The 15975-nt window shown below is 45.9% G+C and carries 14 protein-coding genes; 5 read left to right on the top strand and 9 right to left on the bottom strand.

The genetic code is table 11. The features are described 5' to 3' along the window. Positions 1-47: 47 nt before the first annotated feature. Positions 48-236 (bottom strand): hypothetical protein, encoded by a 189-nt coding sequence (locus QUA43_RS09130; protein WP_051041528.1) that lies wholly within the window; start codon positions 234-236, stop codon positions 48-50. Here QUA43_RS09130 and QUA43_RS09125 point away from each other — a divergent pair. Next, positions 235-897 carry a hypothetical protein gene (locus QUA43_RS09125; protein ID WP_333373024.1) on the top strand — a complete coding sequence of 221 codons (663 nt, stop codon included), beginning with the start codon at positions 235-237 and terminating at the stop codon, positions 895-897. The genes QUA43_RS09130 and QUA43_RS09125 overlap by 2 nt on opposite strands. Before the next feature lie 91 nt (positions 898-988). Here the strand turns inward: QUA43_RS09125 and QUA43_RS09120 are convergent, their stop codons facing one another. From QUA43_RS09120 to QUA43_RS09110, 3 genes are all read right to left on the bottom strand, one after another. Continuing rightward, positions 989-1669 carry an MAE_28990/MAE_18760 family HEPN-like nuclease gene (locus QUA43_RS09120; RefSeq protein ID WP_333373233.1) on the bottom strand — a complete coding sequence of 227 codons (681 nt, stop codon included), beginning with the start codon at positions 1667-1669 and terminating at the stop codon, positions 989-991. A 119-nt stretch (positions 1670-1788) separates the two neighbouring features. Then, positions 1789-2322 carry a DUF262 domain-containing protein gene (locus tag QUA43_RS09115; RefSeq protein WP_333373022.1) on the bottom strand — a complete coding sequence of 178 codons (534 nt, stop codon included), beginning with the start codon at positions 2320-2322 and terminating at the stop codon, positions 1789-1791. 203 nt (positions 2323-2525) lie between these two features. Next, entirely contained in the window at positions 2526-2777 is a 252-nt protein-coding gene (locus QUA43_RS09110) for a hypothetical protein (protein WP_333373019.1), read from the bottom strand. Between the two features lie 191 nt (positions 2778-2968). On the opposite strand from QUA43_RS09110, the gene QUA43_RS09105 reads away from it, so the two are divergent. Together QUA43_RS09105 and QUA43_RS09100 are read left to right on the top strand one after the other, a co-directional pair. After that, a complete protein-coding gene (locus QUA43_RS09105) occupies positions 2969-3148 on the top strand; it encodes a ribbon-helix-helix domain-containing protein (protein ID WP_193973468.1) in 180 nt (59 codons plus the stop codon). 68 nt (positions 3149-3216) lie between these two features. Beyond that, a complete protein-coding gene (locus tag QUA43_RS09100) occupies positions 3217-3393 on the top strand; it encodes a ribbon-helix-helix domain-containing protein (protein ID WP_333373016.1) in 177 nt (58 codons plus the stop codon). Positions 3394-3511: 118 nt separating this feature from the next. Here the strand turns inward: QUA43_RS09100 and clpB are convergent, their stop codons facing one another. Next, positions 3512-6127 carry an ATP-dependent chaperone ClpB gene (gene clpB / locus QUA43_RS09095; RefSeq protein WP_333373014.1) on the bottom strand — a complete coding sequence of 872 codons (2616 nt, stop codon included), beginning with the start codon at positions 6125-6127 and terminating at the stop codon, positions 3512-3514. Positions 6128-6534: 407 nt separating this feature from the next. Between clpB and QUA43_RS09090 the strand changes: the two genes are divergently transcribed. Next, on the top strand, positions 6535-7227 hold the full coding sequence (locus QUA43_RS09090) for a DUF2259 domain-containing protein (protein ID WP_333247783.1): 693 nt from the start codon (positions 6535-6537) through the stop codon (positions 7225-7227). Between the two features lie 344 nt (positions 7228-7571). Here QUA43_RS09090 and QUA43_RS09085 read toward each other — a convergent pair whose 3' ends face one another. The 4 genes from QUA43_RS09085 to polA form a co-directional block, all read right to left on the bottom strand. Beyond that, entirely contained in the window at positions 7572-9287 is a 1716-nt protein-coding gene (locus tag QUA43_RS09085; protein WP_333247781.1) for an ATP-binding protein, read from the bottom strand. 347 nt (positions 9288-9634) lie between these two features. Then, complete coding sequence (locus QUA43_RS09080; protein WP_333247779.1) at positions 9635-10156, bottom strand: hypothetical protein; 522 nt, start codon at positions 10154-10156, stop codon at positions 9635-9637. Between the two features lie 520 nt (positions 10157-10676). Beyond that, complete coding sequence (locus tag QUA43_RS09075) at positions 10677-11249, bottom strand: thermonuclease family protein (protein ID WP_333247777.1); 573 nt, start codon at positions 11247-11249, stop codon at positions 10677-10679. A gap of 11 nt (positions 11250-11260) precedes the next feature. After that, on the bottom strand, positions 11261-14416 hold the full coding sequence (polA, locus tag QUA43_RS09070; protein ID WP_333247776.1) for a DNA polymerase I: 3156 nt from the start codon (positions 14414-14416) through the stop codon (positions 11261-11263). Between the two features lie 200 nt (positions 14417-14616). On the opposite strand from polA, the gene QUA43_RS09065 reads away from it, so the two are divergent. Next, a complete protein-coding gene (locus QUA43_RS09065) occupies positions 14617-15939 on the top strand; it encodes a J domain-containing protein (protein WP_333373011.1) in 1323 nt (440 codons plus the stop codon). The last annotated feature ends 36 nt before the right edge of the window (positions 15940-15975 follow it).

Raw genomic sequence — 15975 nt, 5'->3', positions numbered from 1 at the left:
TTAAGTTTTAATTGTTAATTCTTATTTGTTACTTGCCGGATGCTGGCTTACCGACGGAGTAAAGTGCTGAGGATACCCGCAACAAAAGACAGCAAAATCAGTATCCAGATAACACCACCGGGAATGAATGTCAATATTCCAACACCTCTGAGAATCCAAACTAGGAGGGTGAGGCCCAGGATAGTCAAAAAGATGCGGGTAGATAGTCGCATTTGAAATCTAGGAGAATTAGTCATGTTGAATCTTAAAGTTTTGTCTGGATCAATGATAGCTGCTTTGCTGGCGATCGGCAGTTACCTGACTTTAATTTCGGTTCCGGGTTCCGCTGTTGCGCCTGGGGGTGCAAATAAGCTGGGGGAAGCGGCAAATGCGGCTCAAAAAACACCTGCTGCAAGTTTAACAATTTCCGATCGCACAATTGGAGCAGCCAAGGTAGGGATGACTTTCGGACAATTGAAAAAGGCTCTGGGTTCGACGGCGCAGTTTAAGGTAGAGTCTCCTTTTATGGTAGACTTTGATTCTGTGGCAGTTAGCCAGTCGCGAAAAGTGCAATATCGGATTATCTACGCTGCGGGTACAAAGCTAAAAGATACGGATGTCATTGAACTTTTGATGACTGACAATGCTAATTATAAAACAGTTCAGGGCGTTGGGCCGGGAATGACTCTGAAACAAGCTGAGGCAATTTACGGCAAGGCTACTTTATCTTATAACGTGGATAATGAAATGAGAGAAAATGTGGTTTTTGCCAAGCAACCCACTAGAAACATTATGTTTGTTCCCAAGGCTGAAGGGAAACAATTTGCGGGAGTTTACGGGGCCGGTAAAGGGGGATTCTATCAGACTAATAAGTATCAGCCGAATGCTGTAATTAAGTCTGTGATGGTGCGGAAGTAGCCTTCACATCATTCCCAGAAACCGGGTTTCTTCCGAGATATCTCGCCACCCTACCTAAATCATCCGAGAAACCCGGTTTCTTAGCCTAAAATTAAGGATTACCTGTAGTTACTTCCAAATACTCTTCATTGTCAAGATAATCTCTGATATTTTCCAGTATTTGCGTCAAATACTCTACGACTTCTTCCTTCATTTCTAATAGTTGCTTAATTGTCTTATCTCGCCCAACTTCCTCAAAAGACTTAATGCCGTGCGCTAAGTCATTTCTATTACTTTTAATCACTACAAGATTTTGCCCGTTTTTTGTCTTAGCAAAGTCTGTTTGATATGAAAAACCGTATTTGTCTGCTATTTCTTTAATTAACCTAGCATCCACATTCCCCGAAAACAGTTCTTCACGTTCAAATTTAGCTGTGATGATATCAGTAGAGAGTTGATTAATTGTTAAATAAATTTTCTTAGGAGAACGATTTTTAAGATTTTGGAGGACGATCAGTTTAATTTCAGGTTGGAGTTGGTCAAAGGAGATGGATTTATTTTTAAACTCCTCAAATATGGCTTCAATCGCATTTCGCATAGTGGATTCAACTAAATTATACAGCAACAAAAAAGCATTAGCTTTGAGAGTTTTTGCTAACTCTGGATCGAGGCTTTGAATTTGGTATTTGCCACGAGTATCGAATAAAGCTAACTTCGTTGTCTGTTTTTCCAAGCTTTCCAAAAAAATGAAGTAATCGTTCACCTCTTTGGCGCGTGTATTAAAGTCTAAAATACAGTATTCATGAGTGTGACATGGCAGTTAATTGCGGAAATATTCAATACGCGCCACTACATTTATTAAACGGGTTGCCTCGGGTTTTGTACAGTAGGTAAAATGAATTTACATTGCCATTAAAAGGATTGTATCCGTTCAAATAAATCTCTTCGGACTTCCTCATTCGCAGCTTCAGTTAATTGGATAGTCCGAACTGTCTTTCGGTTGAAGTTCCTCTGGCGAGGCATGAGTAAATCACTAAACTTAAATCCATTTAACTGCTCTATTTTTTTGAGTCCAATTAAGGTTAATTCGTTGTTAACAAATCTAGTTAGGGTAAGAATGCGTTGTGCACCGTATACGATCTCTAAACGTGGTTCATCATTTTCATCATGGCCGATATCAACAACGAATATAGAAGGTATTGGCAGCCCCCAAATTACCGATTCGATAAACTTTGATTGCCTTGCTTCATCCCAAACAAGTTCGCGTTGGTAGTCGGGAATAAACAACTTATTAGTATCATCGTTAATTCCTTCCATATATTTTTGAACAAGTATTTCGAGGGGATAGTCTCTCGTATCGTAATTAATTTGCTTCTGCTTGTCGCGAATTTCCATTTCAGCAGCATTTCTGTCTTGAAGCGTAATTTCTTCGAGTTTCGATCGCATATTTTTAAGTAACGAGAAAGTGTTGTGGATACGATAATTTTACCACAGCCCAAGGTTGATAAATTCCTGTTCGGAGAATTTTAGTCTTGAGGCCACCCCAGTATAAATTCTGATTTGGCTGAGAGGGTACGGCCGATCGCACTTATTAAAAAAAAGTGCGATCGCCAACTTGAGCTAACAGAAACTAGCGGATAAATTACAATCTATAACGCGCTAGTGAGGATATTGTCAGGGCGATCGCCCGGTGCAGCTAAACGGTGACGATCGCCAGTGCGATCGAACACAACCTCAAACTTAACGTGGGGTATAGTTTGACGCAAAAACTGAAAATGCCCGTCTGCATCTGAACGACTGCGGAAGCGGGCAACAATTATCCATTGCTTAGAGGGTAACAAACGGGCGATCGCCCAACAACACAAGCGGTCTTTGTATGTCAACATAGAACTCGTCTCCATTGATATTTTTGGAGCCAGAGCCAGCCCGGAACCTTCCACAGTAAGGGGCTGGCTTTTGACTGTTTACAGGTATCATTATAACACACAATGACGTACAATAATATAGATTGACTTAAAACGAAATATTTTTATCGGTCTTAACTCAAAACAGCGTAAGATGGACTGTGTTGAGATGTTTTGTAGTGCAACGAATGGCTTCACGGGGAAGAGTTACCGCATACCTACCAGAGGAGATTCAAAAAGCTCTGGAAGAATGGGCAGAAGAAGAAAGCAGATCCGTTAGCAGTTTGACAACTTACCTGCTGACGAAATCTGTTAGAGAGCGCCAAGAGCAGAAAAAGGACGAATCGCGGAGCGATCGCCCGAGTTGAATTTGGGCGATGCTGAAAGGTGTTGGAGTGTAAAATTTAAGACAATTGAAGTAAAACCATGCCTGCCAATGCCTTCACGTATGCGAGTCACAGTTACACTGCCAGAAGACGTTCATCAAGCCTTGTCCGAATGGGCCGAAGAAGAAGATAGAACCCTCGCAAACCTGCTTTCCCATGTGGCAGCTAAAGCAGTCAGAGAACGCCACGAACAGAAAAAAGATAAATCAGAAAGCGATCGCCCTTAAGAACGATCGCCCGCAATCCCATCCGCGTCCATCCGCGTCCATCCGCCTACATCTGCGGTAAAAAAAAAGAACCATCGCCTCAAAAAAATAAGGTGGGCCGCAGCCCACCCTACTCAAATTATTTCGCAGTCACCAACTGTGCCGGCAGCCGCTTAAACGCCAACCTTTCATTCTCGATATCCACAAAAATCGTATCCCCGTCAGCAAAATCTCCCCGCAAAATACCCTTCGCCATTTGCGTTTCCAACTCGCGTTGAATTCCCCGCTTCAGAGGGCGCGCACCGTAAACCGGATCGTAACCAATTTCTGCTAAGAAATCGATCGCAGATTCCGACAACTTCAGAGACATTTTGCGATCGGCTAACCGTTTCTCCAAACGCTTGATTTGCAACAGCACAATCTGCCGCAATTCGCGCTTGCTCAAACCGTGGAAGATAATCATCTCATCAATCCGGTTCAAGAATTCCGGGCGGAAAGTTCCCCGCATCGCTTCCATCACCCGACTCCGCATTTGTTCCTCATCTCCCGCCACATCTAAGATGTATTGAGAGCCGACATTCGATGTCATAATAATCACAGAATTCTTAAAGTCTACTGTGTGACCTTGAGCATCGGTAACGCGGCCGTCATCCAGAATTTGCAGCATGATATTGAATACATCCGGGTGCGCTTTCTCGATTTCATCGAATAGAATTACCGAATAGGGACGGCGGCGGACAGCCTCAGTTAATTGTCCGCCTTCATCGTAGCCAACGTATCCCGGAGGCGCACCGATTAAGCGCGAAACTGCGTGTTTCTCCATGTATTCCGACATATCAATTCGCACGATCGCCTCTTCGGTGTCAAAGAGATAAGATGCTAATGCTTTCGCCAACTCGGTTTTACCTACACCAGTGGGGCCGAGGAAGATAAAACTCGCAACGGGACGATTTGGATCGGCTAAACCCGCGCGCGATCGTTGAATTGCATCTGCAACCGCCGTCACCGCTTCATTCTGTCCGATTACCCGTTTGTGCAGTTCATCTTCCAAGTACAAAAGTTTCTGCATTTCCGATTCAACTAACTTGCTGATCGGGATTCCCGTCCACTTAGAAATAATCTCGGCAATGTCAGATTCCGTGACTTCTTCCCTGAGTAAAGTTTTACCAGTAGTTTGAGTTGCTGTCAGTTGAGCTTCGGCTTCTTGCAATTGTTTTTGCAACTCGGTCAACTTGCTATATTTCAACTCAGCAGCGCGGTTCAGGTCATATTTTAATTCAGCTTGTTGAATTTCAATATTCACTTTGTCCATCTGTTCTTTGATTGTTTGAATGCTACCGATGACACCTTTTTCTGATTGCCATTGGGCGTTCAAACCGCTTTGCTGTTCCTTGAGATTGCCTAAGTCTTTTTCCAGTCTTTCCAAGCGTTCGATCGAAGCTGTGTTGCTTTCTTTTTGCAGCGACAGTCTTTCCATTTCTAGCTGCAAAATCCGGCGGTCGATTTCGTCTAATTCTTCCGGCTTGGAAGTAATCTCCATTTTAAGTTTAGCGGCTGCTTCATCCACTAAGTCAATAGCTTTGTCGGGCAGGAAGCGATCGCTAATATATCGAGTAGACAAAGTAGCCGCAGCCACTAGCGCGCTGTCAGAAATTTTTACACCGTGGTGAACTTCATACCGTTCCTTCAAACCCCGCAGAATAGAGATAGTATCTTCTACTGTCGGCTGGTCAACATACACTTGTTGAAAACGGCGTTCTAAGGCAGCATCTTTTTCGAGATATTTGCGGTATTCGTCGAGAGTTGTAGCACCGATACAGCGCAATTCTCCCCTCGCTAACATGGGTTTTAGCAAGTTGCCGGCATCCATCGAGCCTTGAGTCGCGCCGGCCCCGACAACGGTGTGAATTTCATCGATAAATAAGATGACTTTGCCGTTGCTGTCCATCACTTCTTTGAGCACCGCTTTCAAACGTTCTTCAAATTCTCCCCGGAATTTTGCACCGGCAATTAACGCGCCCATATCTAAGCTAATTAATTGTCTGTCTTTGAGAGATTGCGGCACATCTCCGGTGATAATTCGCTGGGCGAGTCCTTCGGCGATCGCAGTTTTTCCTACTCCCGGTTCCCCAATCAATACCGGATTATTTTTGGTGCGGCGGCTCAATATTTGAATCGTGCGGCGGATTTCGTCATCCCGTCCGATAACTGGATCGAGTTTGCCTTGACGTGCGGCTTCTGTCAAATCTCGGCCGTATTTTTCCAGCGCTTCGTATTTGCCTTCTGGATTTTGGTCTGTCACTTTGTTGTTCCCCCGGACTTGGGTAATAATATTTTTGAGCTTGGCTTCATCTAGTTTAAATTCTTGCAGCAGATTTTTGCCGAAGCGATCGTCCTTAACGTACCCTAGTATCAAATGCTCGATCGAGATAAATTCATCGCCGTACTCTTTGCGATAAGCTTCAGCCCTGTCTAGCAGGGTATCTAGGGAACGACCGAGATAAACGTTGCCGCCAGCGCCAGTGATTTTCGGCTGGCGGCTGATAAACTCATCAGTGCGATCGCGCAATTTGGCGATAGTCACTCCAGCTTTATTAAATAAACTGCTAGCCAGTCCCGATTCTTGTTCCAGCAAAGCTTTCATCAAATGTTCGCTTTCTAGCTGTTGCTGTTGGGCTGCTTTGACAACTTCTGGGGTGCGCGCGAGGGCTTCCCAGGCTTTTTCGGTAAATTGGTTTGGATTATTCGGTTGCATAAATTTTGATTCCCTGAATTGAAAATGATGAGTGCTGTAGAGGCAATTGCTCGATCGCCCGTACAATTCTCATTGTAGGGAGTTGCGAAGGGCGATCGGATCGGTGTTCCCCTATCTTTAGATAGGTATTTCCGTCCTTTGTCGCAGTCTCTGGCAGCGAAAAGCAAACTGTCGCCCCTAAAAGTTGCACTCTTGGATAAAAGCAACTCTCACCTTAAAAATGCTTGCTAGTGCCACTTGAAAAAACGGCATATTCTTAAACAGTTTCCTGCGGAAAATGGAGAAACATCTATGTAAATAGGAGAGAGGACTTGAGAAGCGTCACAGTCCTATAGCTAAACCCAAAGCGTTATTGTTTTACTCATCAATAACAGCCGCTATAACTCTCACACCTGGAAAATATAACTATGAAAATTTTACCTTTAATTTCGTTAGGTATTATAGCAAGTGCCGCGATCGCAGTAGCCCCTGAAGCTTGGGCAAATACCTGGCGTGCCGCACACCGGATGTCGGGTTTTTCCGCCGACAGCAATTACTACTTGTATTTAGAAAGTTCCAGAGATACAGGAGCGGGAATTCCCAAAGCAGAATTACAAATTGTTCGAGTTGCTGCAAATTCCTGCATCAAAAATGGGTGTATCGAAACTAAATATGGCGAGCCAGACTCGAATAAAAGCACTAAAATGGCAGAAGATGACTTGCTTAAAAAAAGTTGGAATAACAGGCAAACTTTGAAGTTAACTCCTCCCAAAGCTGGAACTAAACTGAACATTATTTCTCGTACTCCCGGAGCCAATAGAAGCGAGACCGTCGCCGTCAAAGTCAATACAGCAAAGCCTTTACAAATTCGTCTGGAACAGCGGCAAAAAAATGCTTCGGCTGGCAAAGAAAGCGCGGCAATGCGTCTTGTAATTAATCATAACGGTCGGCAGCGTGTCCTCGGAACGCTGAACAATTTTCAAGATTGGGTGTTCTCTTATTCAATCCGAGAAGTTCGTTTGTCTCCGAACAGGCGCAATGTCGTTGTGCTGGTGGACAAGACAGAACGCACTTTTGAAGGAGTCTTGAAAACTACTTTTGTACAAGGCTTTGTTCTTTAAGATTGCTATATTCCCAGGTCAAAACCTGGGAATTATCAAAACTTACGCATAACCCCTATATGTAAGTTGCACACGGCGCACCTACAGATAGAGTCTGTGCGTTAGTCCGGATCGGGTTGTTAATTAGACTTCTTGCAAAAATCCTTTTCATCAATTGATGGGATGGGCCCCAGAGTCCGTTCTAATTATTTTTGCAAGAGGTCTATTATTCTTTATTTTGATAATTAATATATCAATAGATTTTAAAATTTATCTATTCCTTCCTCCCTCTTTCTTTTTCCTTGAATATCTGCCAACTGCCAACTGCCAACTGTCAACTGCCAACTGTCAACTGTCAACTGTTTTCAAGCCTGCATCACCACCCGTTCCGGGAGACTGACAATAAAAGTTGAACCTTTACCGTCTTCGCTTTCGACGCTAATTTCGCCGCCGAGAATTTGACACAAACGCTGGCTAATTGTCAATCCCAAACCAGTGCCTCCGTACTTGCGGGTAGTCGAAGCATCAGCTTGGGTAAAAGGTTTGAATATCTGCTCTAATTGCTCGTCCGTCATGCCGATGCCGGTGTCGCTGACTCGAAACATTAAAACTTGAGAAGTGTAGTTTGAACCCGATTGAAAATCATTATTTTTATTTTGTTTCGCCGATCTTGATTTTTCAATTTTGATTCTTTCGACGGCGATAGTAATGACGCCTTTTTCGGTAAATTTGGCAGCATTGCTGAGCAAATTGAGGAGAATTTGCCGCACTTTGGGTTGGTCGGCGTACATTGTGCCGAGTTCGCCTTTTGTTTTCAATGCTAAAGCATTGCCTTTTTTTTCTACTAGCGGTTGAGCCGTAGTCATCACTTCTTCAATCATCGTTGCCACGTCGAAGTTTTCCAAATAAAGCGTGACGTGACCGGCTTCTATTTTGGAAATGTCGAGGATGTCGCTAATCATATCCAGCAGGTGTTTGCCTGCGGTTTGAATTTTTTCTAAGTCCGGGAGAAAGTCTTCTGAACCGGAATCTTGAGCATCTTCTTGCAGCATTTCGCTGTAGTTAATGATGGCGTTGAGGGGGGTGCGTAGTTCGTGGCTCATGTTGGCGAGAAATGCACTTTTGGAGCGGTTGGCAGCTTCGGCTGCTACTTTTGCTTCGTGCAAGTCTTCTGTATATTCTGCTACCCGCTGAATCAGTTCGTTGAGAGCAATTGCCAGCATTCCCACTTCGTCAGAGGTAGTGACGGGTACTTGCAAATCAAAGTTTGATTCTTCTGTCACTCGCTGAGCGATGAGGGTGGTGGCTTCTAAGGAGCGAGCGATCGCCCGGCTGGTGTATGCTGCAAGTACGGCTGCCAGACCAGCGGATACTGCTAGAGAGCCAACCAGAATCAGAGTTCCAAGTTTTTCTGCTTGCTCGTAGGTTCTAAATGCCTCATCTGCTTTATCGCGAAAGTTGGTGGCCAGTTGGGCTGAATCCTCGGAAAACTGTTTGAGTTTCAAAGCAGTTTCGCCCGCCACAAAATTGTTCAAGTTCTGCCCCAAAGCCTGCTGCTGCTTCGGATTCAAAGCAGATAATTTCGCAGTAGCCAACAATTTTTGTACTTGTTGAAAGTATGATTCTACGGTTTTGCCGTTGACTTGAGCGAACTGTTGAAGCTGTTGGTAGTCTTTGGCAATCTCGGCATTCTTCGTCGGCGGTAGGGTTTGCAGTTGTTCGAGGATGCCGCTCATCTGAGCAACGCGAGTCAGGAATTCCGATCGTTCGCGATCGAAAATTTGCGGTTTGGTCGTCAGACTCGCGAGCTCTTGCTGCTGAATTCTGACTTCCTGCACCGTGTGATTGAGGTTTGTTAAGATTTCCGCTTTGTCTCGGTCGATCGCTAGTTTTTCTCTAACTTGCTGTTTGTGATAGGATTCTACTCCCCGTCCCGCCACAGCACCCAAAACGGCAATACTAATGACCAAGGCGTATCCGCAGCCGATTTTCTGCCTGATACCCAAGCGGCCCAACAGACTTTTCAACCCTATTTGAGGACGGTTCTGCAGTTGATTTTTCAAAGCTAAGGTTAAAGACATGGGCAATGTACTCGTCACCTTTGAGAGGCACCATCTATATTCTAATTGATGCCTGCCGGAGGGTAAATAAAGTTCTGGCTTCGGACTAGGTTTCGGTAGTTATTGGGTCTTTGCAGGGTTCCACAGCTCGATCGGCTTGACAGTTTGGACGAGTTATGCGTCACAAATTATAGCAGAAGCAAGAAGGAAGAACCAGTCAAAGGCATGGTTTCAGTAATAATTAAGAACGTACTCACCGTCGGGCGTGGTTGCGATCTAAGTCGCGAGTTATAAGTTGCAAGTTACGAGTTAGATTTCTGATTGAAAACTCTACTCTACTCGCAACCCACAACTCTATCGCTGTTCCCCTACTGGCAAAGTCGAAATTGTGCTATCTCAGCAGGAATTCTTGAAGCATTAGGTACGTTTGCAGAGGCAGGAACGAAGATTCCCAGGCCGTAACTGCAACCCTCCGCCGTCGTGCATTCCCCAGGCTTAGCACTGATTTGATATTCGCCTTGGGATGGGGGAGTAAAAGAGATTGACGCCAGTTCGCCTGTTTTTTGACTCACAGCGATTTCCTGACCGCTGGCATCCTTGAGAGATAAGTTTAAATCCTGACAATTTCCGTCGCAAGTGGCAACAAAAACATACTCCACATTAGGATGCAGCGTTGCTCTAAAAGGAGATGAAACTTGCTTGCGAACTTGGCCCAGCAACGGCACAAATACTAATTTTTGACCGTTGCCTTTCCGCTGGTCAACTTCTGTTTTTAAGCGACAAATAACCGTTTTTTCGTTTTCGGTCAGTTCTTGAGCAATCGCATTTCCTACAATTGCAGTACCGAGGATCAGCGCCAGGCCGGAAATAACCAGATGTTTGAAATTCATTGATGTCCCTTAAAGTTAATTTTGGGTGATTGCAATAGACCGCTTTTGTCAGCAGTCTATTAGTTTATCTGGAGCCTATCACATTTGTTGACTTTTCCGAAAAAACAGGTCGGAGAAAAGTGCGCTCGAACTCATGTCTGGTTTTAGATGAATCTGGCGTCAGCTATCGCCGAAACTCCACAGATTGCAGACCGTAGGAGCAGAACCTCGTCCTGATTGTATTGTACTAAATTAGGGCGGCATCCGCTGAGCAACCAGTTTCTGGGCGGACGCGGCGCAGCTAAACCTAAAATTTATAGTATAGACCGGGTTTAACAAGACCTGAGTGAGTCCAAGACTGTAAATCTCTGATACAGGTTCGCAGATTCCAGGTAAATAACATAATTCAGTCCCTGTCCATATACAAATAGGCTGAAACTTGTGGCTATACTAGACGAACAAAACTCCGAAGGCAAGAGTTAGTTCGTACTTCTACCCTCTTCCTTCTTCCGGCTTCCATCGGGCTTCTTCCTGCTTCCGATCATTTATCACTGTTCCGAAAATTCCAAGCAGGAACAAACTTAGAATCTCCCCAAACGCCGCGGCGATTTTTCTTAGCTTCGGCTTCCGCTTGTTCCAGAATACTTGCACTCGGACAGTTTTTCAAGTAAGGACGGTAAACCATTGCTAATCCTTCGCGGATCAAAACTTCTTGGGCAAATGTGCCGTTTGGCAAGCGAACTTCGCTAACTTTGCGACCGTAGCGGTCAGTATCGGTGACGGTCAAAACAACGCGGTCGCCCCCTTGATTGACAAGCTGCTGCATTCTTTGGTGCGCTAGATTTCCCCACTTAAACTGATTTTTTTTTGCTGCTGCTTTGCTATTTTTTTCAGCATTGGTGTGCGCGACTTCCGGTGCATCTATGCAGGCAAAACGCACTTTGATATCTTTGCCGGCGCTATCGCTGGCGACAAGGGTGTCGCCGTCGCTGACTCGCTTGACAGCATAGTTATTCGGTGCAAACTTTTGCGGACAACCAAATAGTAGCAATAGCAGAGCAACTGCACTTAAGGTTTTTATTTTGGGGAAAATGGCGATTTTAGTTTGGCTCATATTTCTGTGTTTTATTTAGTTTCCATCCAATTTTGCCCAGCGTGGATGTCAACTATCAGCGGTACGCTAAGTGGCAGAGCATTTTCCATCGCACTTCTAATTTTCGGCTGCAATTCTTCCCATTCATCGGGAGGTACTTCAAAGATTAATTCATCGTGAACTTGCAGCAGCAGCCGCGCCTGATAGTTTTGCAAAATTTTGTGTACCTCAATCATGGCAAGTTTAATGATATCAGCACTGGAACCTTGAATGGGAGCGTTGGCTGCCGCCCGCAAAGATTGGGCGTCATCTCTGCTGAGAGATTTAAGTTCGTTTGAGCGAATGTCTTCGGGATTGCTGCCTTGTAAGCGGCGGAGGCTGCCATTTTTGTCAAAGTTTAGATAGCGGCGGCGGCCTAGAATTGTGGTAACATAGCCGAGGGCGATCGCCTCTTTTTTTACTTTCTCCAAAAATTCAAAAACCTTACTGTAACGCTCGTTAAATCGCTTAATAAACTCTTTGCCGTCTGCGGGCGTTTTGCCCATCGAGCGCCCGAACTTAATCGCCCCCATACCATAAACTACCCCAAAATTAATCGTCTTGCCAAACCGTCTTTCATCGGGCGTTATTGTTTCGTTTTCAAACAACAGTTGAGCCGTCAAGGTATGCACATCTTGATTATTTTTGTAAGCTTCTACCAGGAGAGGTTCTTGACTCAAATGAGCCAAAATTCGCAGTTCGATTTGAGAATAGTCAGCCGACACCATCAGCCAACCTGCTTCCGGTAAAAAAGCCTTGCGAATTTGCCGCGAAAACTCGGTGCGGATGGGAATATTTTGTAAATTGGGATTGGAAGAAGAAAGCCTTCCCGTACCCGTTGCAGCTTGGTTGAAATCTGTATGCACTCGCCCGGTATCCGCACGCACTAACTGCGGCAAAGCATCGACATAAGTTGATTTCAACTTGGATAATGTTCGGTGTTCTAATAAATCGTCTACAATCGGGTGGTCTCCTTGCAATTTATCCAAGACAGCCGCGTCTGTAGAGTATCCTGTCTTAGTTTTGCGAGACTTTTTCTGAAACTGAGCCGGAATTTTTTCTAACAAGATTTCGCTGAGTTGTTTCGGGGAACCTAAATTAAACTTTCTCCCCGCGGCTTGATAAGTCTTTTCTTCTATTTCTGTTAAGCTCTTTTCTAGCTGTTGTGAAAGTTCTTGCAGGTAAGCTGAATTAATGCGAATTCCGCAGTATTCCATTTCGGCTAAAACTGGTTCTAACGGCTGTTCTACTTCCAGCAATAACCCCTCCAAAGTTTTTTCGGGAAAGCTAGATTCATCAGCTTCCTTCAATTTGGCTTTAAGTTCCCCAACTAAGTGAAATGTAGTGTAAACATCCATGCCGCAGTAGTCGGCTACTTCTCGAATGCTGATGTCAGCAATTGTTTTGTTTTTTGGTACTAATTGATTATAATTTTTGGGATTATTGCGTAAGTATTCCCTTAACGATTCGCTGACACTGTGATTGTCTTCTGACTCGACTAAGTATTTCCTTGACAATTCGCTGAGGCTGTGGGTAGTTTCTGGGTTGAGTACGTAACTGGCTAGCATGGTGTCGAAGACGACTCCGGCTAGTTTAATTCCTTGACAGCGCAGGATCGATCGATCAAATTTAGCATTTTGCAGCGCCTTCGGATAATTCTCACCTTCCAAAATCGGACGCAAAGCATTTAAAACTGTGGCTTTGTCCAAGTTTGTGCCCGTTTTGTGTCCCGTGGGAATGTAAGCTAAATCTTGTTCTCCGGTTCCCCAACAGCAGCCAATTCCGACTAATTCGGCGTCTCGCGGTTCTAAGGCGGTGGTTTCGGTATCCCACGCCACGGGTGAGGCTTTGTCCGTGTAGGTTTCCAGCAGTTGGACTAATTCGTTTAACTGTTCGGTTGTTTGAATTATTCGGGGTTTAATTGGCAGTTGGTTTTCCTGCTGGGCGGCTTTGGTGTCATCATGAGTCCAAAACCACAATTCATCTGCTTCTGAACTTTCAGAAGTTGCAGGTGACTTATCTATTGTGGGGTGGGCATCTTGCCCGCCCAAAGCAACAGGCAAGATGCCTGTTCCACTGTCGGCAACAGTCAAGATACCTGTTCCACTGTCGGCAACAGTCAAGATGCCTGTTCCACTGTCGATTGAATTGATTGTGGGGTGGGCATCTTGCCCGCCCTTTGCCAATGGTTCTTCTACGCCACCAAAACGCTTTTGAATTTGTTTAACTTTGTTTAAAAATGTCTTAAATTCCAACTTTTCCAGCATGGGAATCAAGGCTGATTCGTCAAAACCTATCAACTGGCAATCTTCTAAGTTGATTTCTAATGGCACGTCTTGGACAATTGTCGCCATGCGTTGAGAATGATAAGCAGCTTCTTTGCCTTCTTCTAGCTTTTTCTTAGTTGCTCCTTTAATCTCGTCTATGGCTGCATAAATTCCATCAAGGGAATTGTAAGCTTCCAGCAATTGCAGGGCGGTTTTGTCGCCGATGCCTTTGACTCCGGGGATGTTGTCGGATTTGTCGCCGCAGAGGGATTTGTAATCTATTACTTGTTCGGGCAAAATACCGAGTTTGGCTTTGACTTCTTCCGGGCCGTATTCTTGGGATTTGCCTTTGCCCGATCGCCTGAGTTCATCGGTACTCAAATATAATACGCTGATTTGTTTTTCGGTTTCTACTAATTGAAACAAATCTCGATCGCCCGTGAGGATTTTAACCTGATAACCCGCCGCGCTGGCTTTGTTTGCCAAAGTTCCCAAAACATCGTCCGCCTCGTAGCCGGGAGCAGTTATTGCTGGTAAATTCAAATAGGTGAGGAGTTCTTGCAGGTTTTTGATATCGGGAATAAAATCTTCGGGAGTTTCCGCACGACCGGCTTTGTAAGTTTCGTCTGCTTCGTGGCGAAATGTGGGTGTGGCGAGGTCAAAGGCGATCGCCATGTACTGGGGGTCGTGGGCGGCCATAACTTCCAGCAGCGACTTGAGAAAGCCAAAACAGACGCTGGTGGGAATGCCTGTCGTAGTTCGCAAGCCTCCGTCTCGACTTTTGGCAAAGGCGAAGTAGGAGCGAAAGGCCAGGGAGTGGCCGTCAACTAAGATGAAGATGGGAGCTTGATTTGCCGACACAGACACAAATACCGATCGCACGAAAGGATTTTCTCATTGTACTCAGTTGTCCGCCTGCATTGATCGACCGGAAGGATGGCCCGCAGACTTGAGGACGCTTGACACTCGATCGGATCTCGGCTTACTGTGCAGCTTGGCTGAGAATAGTAGAAGATGTTAAGTACGATTCCCTAGGGGATAGCTTCGCTTCACGCGAATTTACAAACACCTGCCCGAAGCCTATGGCTGACATTAATCGATGCTACGAAATCCTCGAAATTGAGCCTGGAACTTCCTTAGAAGAAATTAAGCGCGCTTACAGGGATTTAGCGTTTGTGTGGCATCCCGATCGGTTTGCCCACAACGATCGCCTGCAACAAAAAGCTCAACAACGATTAACAGAAATTAATCAAGCTTACCAGCAGTTGGTGTTGTTTCTGAGTCAGCCTGAATCATCGAGGTCGATAGAAAAACAGTTTCAGCAGCCACCGCCCCCTGCGCCGGAAAAGCCGCTGAGAAGGCGTTCTGGAAAATCAGCGGCCAGGCCTGGTTCCCAGCGCCGTCAAACCCGCCCAAAAGCCACCTCCCAAAAATTTCAAACTCAAAAGAACTCTTCAAGCAAGAAACGATTTACCACTCAAAATCGGGCAGCGCGGCGGGGAAGAAAGCAACCAGGGCGAAGCGTTGCGAGGGAAGCAGGGCCATCTCAACACTATCGAAAGCTTACCTCGAAAAGGAAAACTGAATTTTCAACTCAATACTCAAAACCACGAAGCGCGCCGAGGGAAGTGCGGCCATCTCAACACTATTCAAGCTTCCCTTGGTGGCCGCTGGCAATCGCTGTGGCGAGTTACGCTTTGACTGGTTGGATTTTGACAAAATCTCAGGCCCCGCTGTGGATGTGGGCTTTAATCTGCGGTGCAGATTGGCTGTGGGCCGCGATTTTGCTGGCGGAGGGTTCGGCAACGCCTAGAGTGTGGCTGGCAGCGTTAGTTTTAGCTGGGGCGGTAGGGGGGTCGATCGCCGGTTTTCAGGCTGGAGGAATGGTAACAGGGGCTGCTTGGGGCGCTGTTGGAGCTGGTTTGGGGGCGATCGCCAGTTCTGAGGCCGAGTCGCGGGCTGTGGCTGCTGTTTTGGCTGTAGGGGGAGTGGTGACAGTGGTGGGATTGATGGCGGGAACGGGTTCTGGGAATTGGGTTAAGGCGTTGGTGGCGGCGGTGTGTTGGGCGATTGTCGGCTTGACGTGCGGGCTGGCGACGGAACTAGGGGTGAATTCTGGCGGCCCCGTCGGGCTCCGAGGTGCGATCGGGCTGGGGATTGGGGCGTGGGCGGGGGTTTTGGCTGGGGCTGGTTCGGGGGCGATCGACCAAGCCTTCGGCCTCACCGGGAAGAGTGTTTATGGGGCTTGGGCTGCGATCGGCATTATTGCTGGAGTTGTGGCGCGGATGGTAGCTGCAGAAAGGTTTAGCCACAACGGCAGCGGGCTTTATACGGTTATCCTGTTGGTGGCTACTTCCGGTTTCGGGCTGTGGCTGGGAAGTTGGTTGGGCGATCGTATCTTTTAAATTACTTAGTTGGCAGTTGTCAGTGGGCAGTTGTCA

The sequence above is a fragment of the Microcoleus sp. N9_B4 genome, assembly GCF_036701635.1.
In the GTDB taxonomy this organism is placed as follows: domain Bacteria; phylum Cyanobacteriota; class Cyanobacteriia; order Cyanobacteriales; family Microcoleaceae; genus Microcoleus.
The sequence above is the reverse complement of the archived record's forward strand: the minus strand, read 5'-3'. Positions and strand labels throughout refer to the sequence as shown.